This is a genomic window from Bacillota bacterium (assembly GCA_013314855.1).
Lineage (GTDB): Bacteria > Bacillota > Clostridia > Acetivibrionales > DUMC01 > Ch48.
This window is the reverse complement of sequence record JABUEW010000103.1, coordinates 1-15,125: the sequence shown is the minus strand read 5'-3', so window position 1 is coordinate 15,125 and position 15,125 is coordinate 1. Positions and strand designations below refer to the sequence as shown.

Genomic DNA, 15,125 nt, shown 5'->3' with positions numbered 1-15,125 from the left:
TTATGAATATGAGCATTGTTTTTCATATAATTGGAATGCTATGGAGGGATTCCACTACCTTATGAATATAGGAAGATTCATGAATGTGCTTGCAGTCAACAGTGAATACCTTGCAGACAAGGTAAAAGAAACAGGTATTACAGGATTCATTGAATTGCTCCGGCAAGCATGCTCAGGTAATGTCTTGGATATTGAACGTATTCATAAGATTGTGGAAGGCAAATATATGCTAAGACTCTCTACATAAAGTTTATAAAAGTAATATAAATTTATGTAAATGTAATTGCCACCCGATAAAGGGTGTTGTTGACATGCCCAGAAAAGCGTTGTGCTTAGATACCAAGGTTACAATGTTATCGGATGACTTAAACGTATGGTTAAATTTATGTAATATTATTATATAATTGAATAAAATTAACAATATAGGCACTATTAATAGATAAGAATAAAATTTTCATGCTTCAGCTCTGAAATGATATAAGGATATTTGACTATCCCCGGTTTGCTGAATCACTGAATGACATGATAAGGGAAAACGCGGAGCTTATAGCAAAGGAAAATGGCCTGCAAATTGAATTTATTCGAAAGCCAGGAGCATTTCGGAAAGATGACAGGATCAAGGAAATCATCAAGGAGCGAGGTGAAGAGCCAGGGTTGGTATATATTTTTTCGGCTATGGAGACTTGCAATACATATAAACCCTGGCATGATAAAGAAAGCGGGAAGACATTTTTGAAGCCGGATACCAGCAAATGTCTTCATTATTATTTCTACTTCATTGACAAAGATTTGGGGCTTTGCTATTTACGGGTGCCAACGTGGAGTCCATTTCGGCTTCAGTTTTATATGAATGGACACAACCTGCTTGCGACAAAGCTTAAGAAGAATAACATTGACTATGTTATGTATGACAATGCTTTTTTGGAGATATCCGACTTTGAAAGGGCTCAGGAATTATCGGATAAAATACGTGTAGAAGACCTGCACCGGGCATTGGATATTTTTGCATCAAGGTACTGTCCTGTTATTGACAAGTATAATATGAAATATGCATGGACGGTTATGCAAGTGGAATATGCTATTCAGGAAGCAGTCAGACCTAAACCTGATGTATGACCATATTATAAGGACGGCAATACATTCAGTAAAACCGGATAACATAGCAACTTTTTTGGGACAAAGGCTTACCCTTCATTATGAAGGTGAAGCCGGGAATAATTTTAACACAAGGATTCTCGGTACGAGAATAAAGCACCGGATGGGTGAAGTGTCTATAAAGATGTATGACAAGTTTGGGATTGTGCTTAGAATTGAATGTACCTGCAATAACATTTCTCAGTTCCGGCATATAAGGGAGGTGAAGCATAAGGACGGTACGGTAACGGAAGAAAAAGCGCCGATGAAAAAAAGCATTTACAGTCTTTTTGTGCTTTCCGGAATACTCAAGGCGGCGACCCGCAGGTATCTGGAATTTATATCTGCGTTTGACGACCCGAGTGATGGATTGAAAAATCTTAAAAAAGTGTCCAAAACAGTTAAGACATCTGACCGTACTTATAAAGGGTTCAATTTCTATAATGAAGATGATCAAAGGCTGCTTGAGGTTCTAGCTCGTGGAGAGTTTAACATCAAAGGTTTTCAGAATAGAACAATCCGTGAGTTTATTCCTGAAATGAGTTCTGCTTCAATTTCCCGGATTATTAAGAGACTTCTTGTTCATGGACTAATATGTTCATGGAAAACGATATTATGTTTTGTAAAAATAAAAATTACAGATTGGTTCCACTTTATGAAGTTCCAATTAAATTGAGTGATTTCAAAAAGCATAAAATATCAGAAAAGTATAAGAAAAGTATATTACAATTGTAAGAAAATTAGTGAATAATTTATAAAAAATTTGTTAAATATAACTAATAAGTTATAATATATAAAATTACCGTTGCAATTATAACTTATAAGTAATATAATAATAGTGAGGTCAATATGGATAGGATATGCAATATAATATATCTCAAAGAGTTTAATACCAAAAGAATACGTACACATTGGGATTATGAAGATGATTTAATTGACGTTATTGAGAAGAGTGGATTTAAAGATAATTTTACCGGACTTTATATGAATAGGTTAAGATTTCTGGAAGAGAGAATGGAAAGATGTATTGGGAGAGTAAAATGGTTTGAAAAGTTAAAATATACTGAAGAATTATATTCAATAAAAATAGATTCTTTGAAAAACATTCGCATACTATTTGCATTTGTTAAGTATAAAGGTAATAAATTTGCTGTCCTGTTGTATCCGTTCGAAGAGAAGAACAAGAAGAAAGGCAGCGGCAATAGTTATCAAACAGCAAAGATTATTGCCTTGAAAAGATTAAAGGAGGTTATTATAAATGAATGATTTATTTAAACTGCCGGATGCATGGGAAATGATAGAGAGAATATCTGATACATCGGCGATGGAAAGAGCAGAACTCTATGATATTTATTATAATATTTCAACTAAAATATTTGACTACAGGATATCGAAAGGCTGGTCTCAAAAAGAACTTGCCAGAGTTTTAGGGATAAGCCAGGCTATGGTTTCAAAACTTGAAAGTGGGGAATATAACTATACAGTTGAGCAATTATGGAAAATATCAAAAAAACTGGGTTGGAAACTTAATATTAGCTTTGAGGGCATGGATGAGGAATATAAAGTTTGCTATGAAAAAGATAATATTCAAATTCTTGATATGGCGGTGGGATGATGATTAATGGAAATGCTGTGAAAGCGAATTTTCAATTCATAGGAAATAGGGTGAGAGATTTTGTCCTTCACACAAAAATAGTAGATATAAAGGGCAAAAAAGTTACCACGACTTTTGAGTTTGACTATAATATAATTGAATTGTGTGAAAGAGAAAACAATTACGTCGGTGTTATTGAGTTTTTGGTGAAAGGAAAAGCAAAAGCCGGAAAGGCTATGTTATTTAGTATTAGTTTGACAATGGAAGGTGCTTTTGTCGGAAATCCCGAAGCATTATCAAATGATAAATTTAAAGAAATGCTTGAACTTAATGGAATTATTACACTGTCGCAAATATCAAGATCTTTTTTAATAAGTGTAACCAGTCAATCAGGCATTAATCCTCCTGTAAGACTGCCTATGATCAATGTTATTGCCTTAAGGGAACAAAAAAGAAACCAGCAACAAAAAAAGAATTCTTAAAAATCGAGAGAGAAGATATTGCCAAATCAGGCAATTCATCTATGCAAGGCGGCTTTAACGGGTATATCAAGAGGCTTCCCAAAACCGTAGTAATACTGCTTAGTTGGCCTGAAAACAAGCTGTTTTAAGAAAATGCTACTTTATTTACTGGAGATGCCTTGAAAAAGTACAACTTCTATATAAAATTGTTGTTGTATTTTAATCCGAGCGGTTATATCATAATTTTAAAATAAATATTTCTAATGCTAAAAGGCAGAGGTGAAAGCTATTATGAAATATGTATACAAGGGTGTAGAAATTCGCCCGTCGGTTGAGATATACCATGATGCCATCGTGTATCTTGGCGGAATAACAATGAGAGAGTTCTATCAAGACAAGGTTAAGTGCGCCAAGGCATGGCACATAGGTTTAAAGAGAATTTATGAGTATTTTGGAGATATGCTGCCTCTTCGTCCTGTATCCGGACCTCCTATTTCATATGGGCACATTATCTGTCTTGGGTCTCCGGTAACATATCCGGAAAATTCCGAACCCAACGTAAAGCCTACGCTTTCAAGTATTGATGAGGGCATTGAGCTGTTGGAGGCAAAGAAGGATATCGACTATAGTAATCAACCGCTTTTTAAACACTACTATGAGCTGTGTGATTACCTTAAAGAGCAATTTCCTGATCAAAATGTGCGATTTTCAGGCATGGGTGCCCAGGGGCCTCTGACTTCAGCTATACTTATGCGTGGGCAGGATTTTATTTATGATGTGTACGACGAACCGGAAAAGGCAAAGAAATTCCTTGCTCTTCTAACAGACAGCATTGTGAGATTTCATCATTTTACGAATAAGGTAAATGGGATGCCTGAAGTAAATTCGCACAGCGCATGGCTTGCCGATGACTTTGCCAGCCTTATTTCACCGGATATGTGGCCAGAATTTGTCGTACCATATTGGAACCGGTATTTTGAAGGTCTTACTACAGGAAAAAGGTCGGTACATTGTGAAAATCTTGCACCTGCACACCTCAAATACCTTAAGGACGTCAGGATTTCTCACTACCAGCCATCGGTTTCAGACCTGCTAACCATTGAAACTGTGAAGGCAAACACCGACATTCCTTTTGACTGGCTTCTTTACTCCTTTAATATCACTCAGATGAGCGATGCGGAAATCGAGCAGTGGGTTGACAGTACGGTAGAGGCAGGTATTACTCTTATACGTACCCAGTTTGGGCAGTATGCTTGCGAGACTAATAAGCTGGATCGCATAAAGGCATTCTATAAGGCTTTTGATAAATATAAGGTCTAATCCGGTTTCAATTAGAATTAAAAAAAATACGGGAAGGACTGGTACTCCATGGTGGAATAAATGCATTATTATGGAATGATACTAAAGCAATAGAGGCTGAGATGGAGAGATTAATTCTATTTTGAAGGAACCAGGAAGTTTTATAGTGAGATTTTCGATGATTTGCCTTAACAGAATATTGGAAGAAGCAAGGGTGTTGTTGACATGCTCAGAAAAGCGTTGCGCTTAGATATCAAGCTAACAGTGTTGTAGGATGAATTAAATGTATGCTTAAATTGTGCATAATTGTTACATAATTAGATGATTAGATGAAATTACTATAAAAGGCAGTATTAATAGGTTCTAATAAAATTTTGATGCTTCAGCTCCGAAGGTTCTCTTTTTTTTAGTTTCTGATTCAAAAATATGATATAATACAAATTGCGTATTTTCGTAAATATTCATAAATATTAGTAAAAAGTGATGGTTTGCGGCTGACATTAGAAAACTTACAAAAGGCAAAGACGAGAACAAAGTAAGAATTATTATAAATAGTGGAGTGGGGGTAGCACTATGGAATTAACCAAGGAAATGCTAGATAAGGTAAGAGATATTGAAGGATTTCCCATAGGTAAAGATGAGGATATTATTAAACTGTCGGATCCGCCGTATTATACAGCATGTCCCAACCCTTTTATAAACGATTTTATCGAGAAATATGGAAAGCATTATGATGAAGATACAGATGATTACAATGTGGAGCCTTATGCTGCCGATATTTCGGAGGGGAAGAATGACCCCATATATAATGCTCACTCTTACCATACCAAGGTGCCCCACAAAGCGATTATGAGGTATATACTGCATTATACCAAGCCGGGAGATATTGTCTTTGACGGATTTTGCGGCACCGGAATGACGGGAGTGGCGGCACAAATGTGCGGTAATCCGGATAGGGAATTCAAACTTGCCATAGAAGAGGAATTTAAAAAAGAAGGAAAGACTGTCGAATGGGGGGCAAGAAGGACCATACTGAATGATTTATCCCCGGCAGCAACTTTTATTGCATATAATTACAATACACCTGTAGATACAGTAGAGTTTGAAAAAGAAGCCAGAAGAATTTTAGACGAAGTAGAAAAAGAATGCGGCTGGATGTACGAAACACAACATGTGGTTGATGGAAAGGTGCAGTTAGATATTACCGGTAATCCTATAATAGGGAGAATTAACTATACAGTTTGGTCGGATGCTTTTATCTGCCCAAGCTGCAGCAGTGAATTGGTGTTTTGGCATGTGGCCGTAGATAATGAAAAGGGAAAAGTGAAAGAAGAGTTTCAATGTGACAAGTGTGGAGTATCCCTCAAAAAGAAAGACTTGGAAAGGGCTACGGAAAGAATATATGATAGTGCCTTGAAAGAAACCATAGAAATGGCCAAACAGGTGCCTGTGCTTATCAATTATACGGTAGGGAAACAACGGTACGAAAAAAAACCGGATGAATATGATTTTGAGCTTATTCGAAGGATTGACGATATGGATATTCCTTATTGGTTTCCTACGGACAGAATGCCTGAAGGGTATAATACTGAACAACCGAAAAGATCACATGGTATTACGCATGTGCATCATTTTTACTATAAGAGAAACTTATACGCATTAGCGACTTTTTTTGAATACTTAAATAAATATAGCATGAAGATTCCTTTAAAATTTCTGCTTTCGTCGTTTAATATTCATATTAATAAAATGAGGCGATATCAAAATGTAAAACCAGGCGGTACTCCTGGATTACCAGGAACTCTATATATTTCTTCAATAAATGTTGAATTATCTATATTTGATGGATATCCCAGAAAATTGAAAAGTCTAATTAAAAGTTATAAGAATAGCAAATTAGACTTTGATAATTTTGTTGTATCAACAAATTCGTGTACTTCATTTAATATAAAGGATAATTCAATAGACTACATTTTCACCGACCCCCCTTTCGGGGATAACCTCATGTATTCCGAATTAAACTTTATCTGGGAAGCATGGCTTAAAGTTTTTACCAATAATAAATCCGAAGCGATTATAAATAATGCTCAGAACAAGGGGTTATATGAATACCAGGAGCTAATGGAAAAATGCTTTGCCGAAAATTATCGAGTCCTTAAGCCCGGCAGGTGGATGACGGTTGAATTTCACAATTCAAAAAACAGCATCTGGAATGCAATCCAGGAAGCAATACTCAAAGCTGGCTTTGTTATTGCAAATGTGAGAACACTTGATAAAAAGCAGGGCAGTTTCAAACAGGTTACAACTACAACTGCGGTAAAGCAGGATTTAATCATTTCGGCATATAAGCCAAAGGACTCCTTTGTTCAAAGGTTTTTAACCGAGGCCGGTACCGAAGAAGGCGTCTGGAGTTTTATAAGGGAGCATCTTGCCAAGCTTCCTGTTACGGTAGAGAATAACGGTATGCTGGACATTATACCTGAAAGGCAGAATTACCTGCTATACGACAGCATGGTTGCTTTCCACATTCAGAAAGGGGCTAGTATACCCATGGGAGCTGCAGACTTCTATTTAGGGCTTAAACAAAGGTTTCCGGAGAGGGACGGCATGTATTTCTTGCCAAATCAGGTGAGTATATACGATGCCAAGAGGCTCAAATACGATTTGAATGAGCAGCTGTCGTTTTTGGTACTGGATGAAAAAACGGCTATACAGTGGCTTCATAATGAATTGAGGACACCTCAGACATACCAGGAAATACAGCCTAAATTCCTGCAGGAATTAAAGAAACTTAGGCATGAGAAAATGCCGGAGCTTATGGATATCCTGAAGGAGAATTTCCTGCAGGATGAAAAAGGCAGGTGGTATGTACCTGATGTAAACAAGCAGTCTGACCTTGAGAAACTCCGTGATAAGAAGCTGTTGAAAGAATTCGAGGAATATAAGGCAGGAAAAGGCAAAATCCGCATCTTCAGGACAGAAGCCATAAGGGCAGGCTTCAAGCACTGTTGGAAAGAAAAAGATTATAAAACAATTGTAAGCATAGGCAAAAGATTGCCTGAAAGTGTTATACAAGAAGACCCCAGCATTCTTATGTATTATGATAATTCTCTAACGAGAATAGGAGAATGATTAATTAACTAATTAATTAACTAACTGTTGATTAAAGAACTTGTTGATAATAAAGCAATTAATAAAATATCTGTTTTTAAGTTATGAGGGGATCAGATGTACAAAATAGGTAATTGGGTTTTCGACAATGATAATAAAAAAACTGTCAAAATAATTGGTATTAATGATTTGTGGGGTTATAAATCGTACAATGTCTTTGATCCGGTAGAAAAGACAGCTTACCTTCTACCGGAGGATAAAATATGCAGCCTGGATTGTTTGGATAGTTTCAGTACTCATTTGCTTAAGTATATTATTACTGCTGCCCGAATCAATAATGAACTGGCAAACGGGATATTGTCTTCAATAGGCAGCAATATTATTCCCTTACCTCACCAGATATATGCTCTTAACAGGGCTTTGTCCGACAATAAGGTAAGATATATCATAGCTGACGAGGTGGGCCTTGGGAAAACGATAGAAGCAGGTCTTATTATAAAGGAACTTAAGACAAGAGGCCTTATAAATCGCATTCTTATTGTTTGTCCAAAGGGACTTATTACCCAATGGCATAGCGAGATGAAGAATAAGTTTAATGAAAATTTCCACATCATATTGCATGATGATTTTGATACTATTAAGAGAATATATGGAGAAGGTAATGTATGGTCTCACTTTTCACAGGTTATTTGTTCCATGGATTCTGTAAAACCATTAGAAAGGCGAAACGGCTGGAGTAAAGCGAAAATAGAAGAATATAACAGGGAAAGGTTGGAAGGTTTAGTTCGTGCAGGATGGGATATTATAATCATTGACGAAGCACACAGGATTGGGGGCTCTTCCTCCGATGTGGCAAGATATAAATTGGGTAGCGCTCTGGCTGAGGTAAGTCCGTATCTTTTGCTGCTTACTGCTACGCCGCACCAGGGGAAAACCGAACCGTTTTTGAGGATGATACGGCTTCTGGATAAGAGCGCCTTTCCGGATAGCCGTGCAGTGGTAAAAGAACAGGTAGCCCCGTACATAATCAGGACGGAGAAGAGGGAAGCGGTTGATGCCGAAGGGAACCGGTTGTTTAAAAACAGGATAACAAAAACCGTGAACATAGACTGGGAAGAAAGGCATAGCCTTCAGAAGCAGTTATATGAGATGGTCACAAGGTATGTAGCTGAAAACTATAACAGGGCAAGGAAGGAAAAGAAGAATTACATCGGATTTTTAATGGTGCTTATGCAAAGGCTTGTAACCAGCAGTACCAGGGCAATAAAAGAAAATCTTGAGAAAAGGCTTGAAATTCTAAAGAATAACGAAGTAAGGGTTTTAGCTTTAAAGGAAGAGGATTTATGGGAAGTAGATGCTGAACAATCAATAGATGAAGTTATTGCCGTTCAGTCCTTTAATATTAGAAAAGAAATTGAAGATATCAAGGACATGCTTGTTGTGGCAAATCAGGCAGAACATCAGTATGTGGATACAAAAGCCGAAAAGCTTCTGGAGTTTATTTATAAGATACAGATGGATTTTGAGGATTTCAAGGCCATTATTTTTACAGAATTCGTTGCTACCCAGTGCTTTTTAAAGGAGTACCTGGAAAGCAATGGGTTTAAAGTTGCCGTGTTAAACGGTTCAATGGGTATTGAAGAGAGAAATATTGTTTTGAAAGAGTTTAAAGAGACTGCCGATATTCTCGTTTCTACCGATGCCGGCGGTGAGGGTTTAAACCTCCAGTTCTCAAATATAGTTATCAACTATGACCTGCCCTGGAATCCCATGAAGGTTGAACAACGCATCGGCAGGGTTGACCGCATTGGACAAACGCGGGATGTCTATGTATTCAATTTTATGCTTTCCGGTACAGTGGAGTATAGGATTAAAGAGGTATTGGAAGAAAAACTCACAATTATCTTTGAACAATTCGGTGTAGACAAGATGGAAGATGTTTTGGATAGTGCCCAAGCAGAGGTTGATTTTACGGATCTTTATATAAAAGGAATTAGCAACCCTAGAAATATAGATTATTATATCGATAAGTTAGAAGAGGATGTACGCGAAAAAACACAAAAAATGAATGAAATTAAGGGACTTCTGAAGGATGAAAAACTGCTTGATAAAAGCCTTGTTGCCAACATAAGCAATTTGCCTATCGAAAGTTGGCTAAAGCAGATGTATATAAATTATCAGCTGTCAAAAGGTAATGAAGTGAATGTATTTGAACTTTCTTCCATTGATTTGAACAATGAGCGGGTAAAGGATATGCTAAGGAGTGTTCCGGTATGGGTAAAGACAAGCAAGATACCCGTCTTGGAGATACCCGGCTGCTCAAATGAAAAGGGCTATTGGTCCCTGTGGGAAATCAGCATAAATGAAAGCAGTAATAACAGGCAGATATTCCCGTTGTTTATAAATGAAAACGGCATCATAAGGATGGCATCATCAAAGATACTATGGGAAACCATCCTCAAAGAAGAAAGTGAAATCTCTTTCAAAGGCTATAAAGAGTTTGATGATGATACATATAATATGGTGTACAATAAAGCTAGTGATTACGCATATAATCTGTTCGAGACAATGAAGGATAATTACTTAAGAAGTTTATCCAAAGAGCGAGCCAAGTATGAATATGCATTCATGCTGAGAAGGGAAGCTATCCAGAGAATAGGACTAGAGAGTGTTAAAAAGTATAGAATGAAATCCATAGAAAAAGAGGAAGAATTATGGAGGACGGATATTGAAAGGCGAAATGTAATAATTCCCGTGTTAAAGCCAGTATGCATAGTGTTTATGGAGTGAGAGTATGATAAGGGATGTTGTTATCGGTAAACTGAATTTTCAGAGCAATCATTTTATATTGGCTTTTGACCCGGATAACCTGCTGTCTGCCGAAGATGTTGTAGATAGTATTAACGGATTAGGGTTTATTATAATAAATTATGAGGACCCTGAAATGTTTAGATATTACTATGAAGAGAATATTCGCAGCATCCTGGACAAAGGCGGAAAACTCGACAGAAAAATTGTCATAAGGTATACTGCCGACCATACAATTCCATATGATATACAGCAAAAATGTTCTTTTGTTGAATTTTCACTGCGGGAAATTTTCCCCAAATTAAGTTATAACGTAATAAAAGAGCTTTACACCGAAGTATTTGACAGGGTATACATTGCATATCGGAATTATAACGGGCCTATACTTGGAGATAAAGGTACAAAAGAATTTGTTTTGAAGAATGTATACGGCATCATTCCGGAGGTTATCAAGGACTTTCAAGATCTAATTAAAACCTTTATACCATTTTATTATAAAGGAGAAGAGCTTCCAAACCTGATAGCCAACTATGCAGTGGAAATGCTGTATAAGAATAACCGGCTCAAACAGTTCCCAATTAGGACAGTAGTAGAGAGTAAGGGAACATTCCTTCATTTTCTACAGGAACAATGGGAGGAATATGTTAAATATGCTGCCGGTGAAGATATTACTGCCACTATTATGATTGAATTTGGCAATTGTGAAATAAGGGCATATATGGATAATCTATTTCAGGAAAACTTTTTATCGCCGGTAAAGCAATTAAAGTTTTATGAATATCCTTCCTGGATGCAGGCAGGAATTGTATATGATATAGGAGGAAACGTAAAACGGAGATTTGATAGCGGCATAAATAAAATTCATACAATGCAGCAAAATATAAAATCGTATAAAGACTGGTTTGCCATAGCAAAAGTTTGGGGAGAAATATTAAGCTTAAAATATAATCATGATAATAATTATTTTCTGGATAATCGGGATAATATAAAATACAAGGAAGCCAGGAGGCTGCTGAATGCTAAATTTAAGACCTGGATTTTTAATAATTACGGAATGCTGTCATCGCTCTCTTATGCAAAGTCACCGGTGATGGTGCATAAGATTCCATGGTACATAAACTACAGGATGAACAAAGAGAACATGAAAAGGGCGGCCTTGATTGTTATGGACGGTATGTCCCTTGATAATTGAGAGGGTTAGAATTTATGATAGTAATATAAATTATGATATAATATTGTCAAAATTCAAAGCTTTTCAATGGAATGGGATGGGCATTCTACAGAAGTACAGCTACATATTGTGTGAAGAAGACTATGCCTTCATCACGGAAGGCAAAAGGGTTGTAAGCCACGGAGGCTTAAGCATAGAAGAAGTTATAGTGCCGTTTATACACATAAGAAAGGATGACAGAAGTGCTTGAGAGAATAGGCTTTGTTAGAAGCATAAAACTTGATTGGCTAAATAAAACTGTAAGGACTTATTTGGATTTGAAAGAGGCGTATACCAAAGATAATGAAAAATACTGCAAGAAGGTAAAGGAAGTTTTAGATGAGTATTTAATGGAATATATAAAAGAAGAAAACAGAAAAAAGACGATTAGCATATTAACCAGAACCTGGCTCAACGTTGAACAACAACATATGCATATACGGGACAGGGCTCTTGAATTGTTTAAGACGGCTGACGAAAATGAGAAAATAGCTATTCATTGGTGTATGTTAATGATGGCATATCCTGTTTTCCTTGACATTACCGCTACTATCGGCAAACTTCTTAATTTGCAGGACGGCTTTTCTTTAAGCATGGTAAAAAGGAGAATATATGAGATTTGGGGTGAAAGAAGCACGTTAAAATATGCTATTGATAAAATTGTTCGTTCCATAACTGAATGGGGCGTTGTTGAAGATGGAAGCAAGCGTGGAGAGTATAAGCGAAAAGAGCCATTTAATATCCATAACACCGAAATAAAACTTCTTTTAATAGAAGCATATCTAATAGCAACTAAAAAAACATATTTACAGTTTGTTGAGGTAAACAGTCTAAATGAGCTTTTTCCATTTAAGTTGGACCTGGGGTTGGGAGATTTCCATGGTTCTAAGGCATTTAATCTTAATAAAATGGGTTTGGATATTGCTATTGGACTGTAGTTAATGCCACTAGGGATTTCCCTATGTGACAAAAAATAGCTGTTTTCATGTTACTTAATCTTTTACTTACCTTCTATGTATTCGAAAACTAAACTGAGGTACTTTTGGTACATGCTAATAATTTTATTAATACTGTTAAAAACAATCTCATCATTTATTTTTTCATATTCATGCACAAGCCTATTCCGTAAACCCGTTGAAGGGGCGATAGAAACAGCAAAAACACTATCAAACACTCCACATTCGGACACATCAATAAAGGAATTGTAATAATCCGGTGCAGGGGGTCTGTTATTATAAGCAAGAAGAATATTGTTTATATCCAGCGCAATATCTACAATTAGCTGTATTATTCTTTCTATTGCATATTTTACTGTTATTTCTGAAATATACTGTTCATAACTATCTGGCTTGATTTTTTTTAGCTGTTCAATATATTCTCTTAATTTTATTAATTTCTCAACAATTACTTCAAAGTTACTCATAAATTATTCCCCTCTCCTTATTTTCTCGATAATTTGCTAATTTCAATTGTTCTTGCAGGAATTTTCTTCTTAAAACCCTTAGATGTTTAGTGTCGGCATATATTGCCGATGCTTTCATTTTAAACAAAATAAAGCTATTATTTTCTTCATACAGTACTTTGGAATTACAAGCTATTTGAAATGCCAGAAGTGGATCGGCCTTTGTTAAGTTTACCAGGTCTATACCGTCTCGCTTAAAATAGACAACCATATCTTTAAGAAGTTCCATCTCTTCTTCCACATTTAGCCTTCTATTTGATAAGTAGGCCAGGTCGATATCACTATTTTCTGTAAATCTATCAGTATTATAAGACCCAAATGTTAATAACAAGTATAAATTATATTTGGCAACAATATCATTTAACTCCATATGCAACTCTCCAATGCCATATATTCTTCATTTCACAATCATACGAAATTTAATCGTCTCGAATTAAATATCTCTATTTTATTTATATTATATCAAATTTTATACACTTCAACTTTATTTTTGGTTAAATTCTATATTAATCATAGGTTAAATTCTATATCATTGACTTTTATAAAAAATGTATTTATACTTAATTACATCTATTCCTTTTCCTTTGGATAGCATAGGGAAAGCAGCTATTGAAGCAATTATTGACCGTATAGGAAACAAGAGGGGTGAAGTCGTTGAGATGACTGAAAGGGAAAGACTGTTAAAGGTTTTGAACAGGGAAACACCCGACAGGGTACCATGGTTTGCTGACCTGGGTCATTGGTTTAGAGTTGAGAGTGGAGGGCAGTGGAGTTTGTTTGCAATCAGTAATTGTACGAAGGAAATGACAGATTTGCATAGAGAAGTAAAAGCAGGCTGGTACATAGAAGTAGGCAGCCTGCATGAAGAATATTACGAGGATGGTGTATCCAGGGAACGAGAAATCAAAGGTGACCTTGCGATTGAAAGGTATATTACTCCCATCGGCGAAATCCATATGATACGCAAATGGAGCCCGGTGAGTTTTTCCTGGGATATAACGAAGCATATGGTTGAAAATATCAATGACCTGAAAATTCTACTATATGCTATTGAAAGGAGAAAATTCAGGCCAAAGTATGAAAACTGGAGCTATATAGAAGAAATCGGCGGTGATGTAGGGCTTGGATTTCCAGGTATGGGTTATACCGGACTTGGTTCACTTATATCATATTATGCCGGTGTTGAAAACACCGTTTATGCAATTTATGATGAGCCTGATCTGTTTAAAAAGTATATTGATACATATAATGAAAAGCATCTCGAACTGGTCGATATATATTGCAAATCTCCGGCTCCCCATGTAATTTTCGGTGACAACCTTTCAAGCGATGTCCAGCCTCCACAATTATTCAGGAAGTACAGCTTCAACCACTATAAGAATATAGCTGACCGGCTCCACAGTGCAGGGAAAACAGTATCGGCACACCTGGATGGAGCACTGAACAATATCATAGGTGTTGTGGCTGAGGCGGGCATTGATGTTGCTGATGCCTGTACCCCAAAGCCCACTGGTGATTTAACTCCACCCGAGATTAGAAGGCAGGCCGGCAACGATATGATCCTTATGGGCGGAATATCTCCGGTTATGTGGATGCCTGAAACCAGTGAGAGGGATTTTATTGAGCATGTGAAAGAATGGCTTCAATTAAGGAAAACCAGCAGCAGGCTGGTTCAGTCTGCAGGAGATCAGGTGCCTCCAGGGACAGAACTCAAGAGGATAAAGCTTGTTTATGACCTGGTTGAGGAATATGGAAGATATTAAGTAAGTATGTATGTATATGTATAAAGTTCTACAGAATAGCAGGTTATAAGAAATAGGTAGTGCTCGTGATGCTAAGTTGTGGAATTGCTAAATCTAAATATATATAGCAATATATATAATATATATATATATAGCAGGGCGCATTTTCTTTTTATGAAGAAAATGCTTCCAGTAACTAAATGCTCCAAGTCTTAAGAGCCTGTAAATTCACTTCGGGGCAAATCAAACTCGCAAAATAATTTGAATAGAATTTAATAATATTTCAATGTAATTATTTTGCTCA

General features: G+C 36.5%; 15 protein-coding genes. 13 read left to right on the top strand and 2 right to left on the bottom strand.

Annotated elements, in window-relative coordinates; all coding sequences use genetic code 11:
* Window positions 1-61: 61 nt before the first annotated feature.
* The 12 genes from HPY74_15590 (at window position 62) to HPY74_15535 (ending at window position 12,555) form a co-directional block, all read left to right on the top strand.
* A complete protein-coding gene (locus HPY74_15590) occupies window positions 62-247 on the top strand; it encodes a hypothetical protein (GenBank protein ID NSW92066.1) in 186 nt (61 codons plus the stop codon).
* Window positions 248-522: 275 nt separating this feature from the next.
* Window positions 523-1,116 carry a hypothetical protein gene (locus HPY74_15585; GenBank protein NSW92065.1) on the top strand — a complete coding sequence of 198 codons (594 nt, stop codon included), beginning with the start codon at window positions 523-525 and terminating at the stop codon, window positions 1,114-1,116.
* Window positions 1,109-1,810, top strand: a complete 702-nt coding sequence (locus tag HPY74_15580; protein NSW92064.1) for a hypothetical protein — start codon at window positions 1,109-1,111, stop codon at window positions 1,808-1,810. The genes HPY74_15585 and HPY74_15580 overlap by 8 nt, the downstream gene beginning before the upstream one ends.
* A 173-nt stretch (window positions 1,811-1,983) precedes the next feature.
* The gene (locus HPY74_15575) at window positions 1,984-2,400 is read left to right on the top strand and encodes a hypothetical protein (protein ID NSW92063.1); all 417 of its coding nucleotides are present in this window, start codon (window positions 1,984-1,986) and stop codon (window positions 2,398-2,400) included.
* Window positions 2,393-2,749, top strand: a complete 357-nt coding sequence (locus HPY74_15570) for a helix-turn-helix transcriptional regulator (GenBank protein NSW92062.1) — start codon at window positions 2,393-2,395, stop codon at window positions 2,747-2,749. Before HPY74_15575 ends, HPY74_15570 begins: the two co-directional genes overlap by 8 nt.
* Window positions 2,749-3,210, top strand: a complete 462-nt coding sequence (locus HPY74_15565; GenBank protein ID NSW92061.1) for a preprotein translocase subunit SecB — start codon at window positions 2,749-2,751, stop codon at window positions 3,208-3,210. The genes HPY74_15570 and HPY74_15565 overlap by 1 nt, the downstream gene beginning before the upstream one ends.
* 270 nt (window positions 3,211-3,480) lie before the next feature.
* Window positions 3,481-4,509 carry a hypothetical protein gene (locus tag HPY74_15560; protein ID NSW92060.1) on the top strand — a complete coding sequence of 343 codons (1,029 nt, stop codon included), beginning with the start codon at window positions 3,481-3,483 and terminating at the stop codon, window positions 4,507-4,509.
* A gap of 552 nt (window positions 4,510-5,061) precedes the next feature.
* Window positions 5,062-7,620, top strand: a complete 2,559-nt coding sequence (locus HPY74_15555) for a DNA methylase (protein NSW92059.1) — start codon at window positions 5,062-5,064, stop codon at window positions 7,618-7,620.
* A gap of 96 nt (window positions 7,621-7,716) precedes the next feature.
* Complete coding sequence (locus tag HPY74_15550) at window positions 7,717-10,389, top strand: DEAD/DEAH box helicase family protein (protein ID NSW92058.1); 2,673 nt, start codon at window positions 7,717-7,719, stop codon at window positions 10,387-10,389.
* A 4-nt stretch (window positions 10,390-10,393) separates the two neighbouring features.
* The gene (gene pglZ, locus HPY74_15545; GenBank protein ID NSW92057.1) at window positions 10,394-11,599 is read left to right on the top strand and encodes a BREX-3 system phosphatase PglZ; all 1,206 of its coding nucleotides are present in this window, start codon (window positions 10,394-10,396) and stop codon (window positions 11,597-11,599) included.
* Window positions 11,589-11,828: a hypothetical protein gene (locus HPY74_15540; GenBank protein NSW92056.1), complete on the top strand. Its 240-nt coding sequence runs from the start codon at window positions 11,589-11,591 to the stop codon at window positions 11,826-11,828. The genes pglZ and HPY74_15540 overlap by 11 nt, the downstream gene beginning before the upstream one ends.
* Window positions 11,821-12,555 carry a hypothetical protein gene (locus HPY74_15535; protein NSW92055.1) on the top strand — a complete coding sequence of 245 codons (735 nt, stop codon included), beginning with the start codon at window positions 11,821-11,823 and terminating at the stop codon, window positions 12,553-12,555. Before HPY74_15540 ends, HPY74_15535 begins: the two co-directional genes overlap by 8 nt.
* A 62-nt stretch (window positions 12,556-12,617) precedes the next feature.
* On the opposite strand, the gene HPY74_15530 is transcribed toward HPY74_15535, so the two are convergent.
* Window positions 12,618-13,040: a DUF86 domain-containing protein gene (locus HPY74_15530; GenBank protein ID NSW92054.1), complete on the bottom strand. Its 423-nt coding sequence runs from the start codon at window positions 13,038-13,040 to the stop codon at window positions 12,618-12,620.
* On the bottom strand, window positions 13,033-13,449 hold the full coding sequence (locus tag HPY74_15525) for a nucleotidyltransferase domain-containing protein (GenBank protein ID NSW92053.1): 417 nt from the start codon (window positions 13,447-13,449) through the stop codon (window positions 13,033-13,035). The genes HPY74_15530 and HPY74_15525 overlap by 8 nt, the downstream gene beginning before the upstream one ends.
* 178 nt (window positions 13,450-13,627) lie before the next feature.
* Here HPY74_15525 and HPY74_15520 point away from each other — a divergent pair, with 178 nt between their 5' ends.
* Window positions 13,628-14,842, top strand: coding sequence for a hypothetical protein (locus HPY74_15520; protein NSW92052.1), 1,215 nt, complete (start codon window positions 13,628-13,630; stop codon window positions 14,840-14,842).
* The last annotated feature ends 283 nt before the right edge of the window (window positions 14,843-15,125 follow it).

Coding starts and splice junctions, on each gene's coding strand:
- HPY74_15590 (NSW92066.1), top strand. CDS start 62: ATGAATATAGGAAGATTCATGAATGTGCTTGCAGTCAACAGTGAATAC.
- HPY74_15585 (NSW92065.1), top strand. CDS start 523: ATGATAAGGGAAAACGCGGAGCTTATAGCAAAGGAAAATGGCCTGCAA.
- HPY74_15580 (NSW92064.1), top strand. CDS start 1,109: ATGTATGACCATATTATAAGGACGGCAATACATTCAGTAAAACCGGAT.
- HPY74_15575 (NSW92063.1), top strand. CDS start 1,984: ATGGATAGGATATGCAATATAATATATCTCAAAGAGTTTAATACCAAA.
- HPY74_15570 (NSW92062.1), top strand. CDS start 2,393: ATGAATGATTTATTTAAACTGCCGGATGCATGGGAAATGATAGAGAGA.
- HPY74_15565 (NSW92061.1), top strand. CDS start 2,749: ATGATTAATGGAAATGCTGTGAAAGCGAATTTTCAATTCATAGGAAAT.
- HPY74_15560 (NSW92060.1), top strand. CDS start 3,481: ATGAAATATGTATACAAGGGTGTAGAAATTCGCCCGTCGGTTGAGATA.
- HPY74_15555 (NSW92059.1), top strand. CDS start 5,062: ATGGAATTAACCAAGGAAATGCTAGATAAGGTAAGAGATATTGAAGGA.
- HPY74_15550 (NSW92058.1), top strand. CDS start 7,717: ATGTACAAAATAGGTAATTGGGTTTTCGACAATGATAATAAAAAAACT.
- pglZ (NSW92057.1), top strand. CDS start 10,394: ATGATAAGGGATGTTGTTATCGGTAAACTGAATTTTCAGAGCAATCAT.
- HPY74_15530 (NSW92054.1), bottom strand. CDS start 13,040: ATGAGTAACTTTGAAGTAATTGTTGAGAAATTAATAAAATTAAGAGAA.
- HPY74_15525 (NSW92053.1), bottom strand. CDS start 13,449: ATGGAGTTAAATGATATTGTTGCCAAATATAATTTATACTTGTTATTA.
- HPY74_15520 (NSW92052.1), top strand. CDS start 13,628: ATGTATTTATACTTAATTACATCTATTCCTTTTCCTTTGGATAGCATA.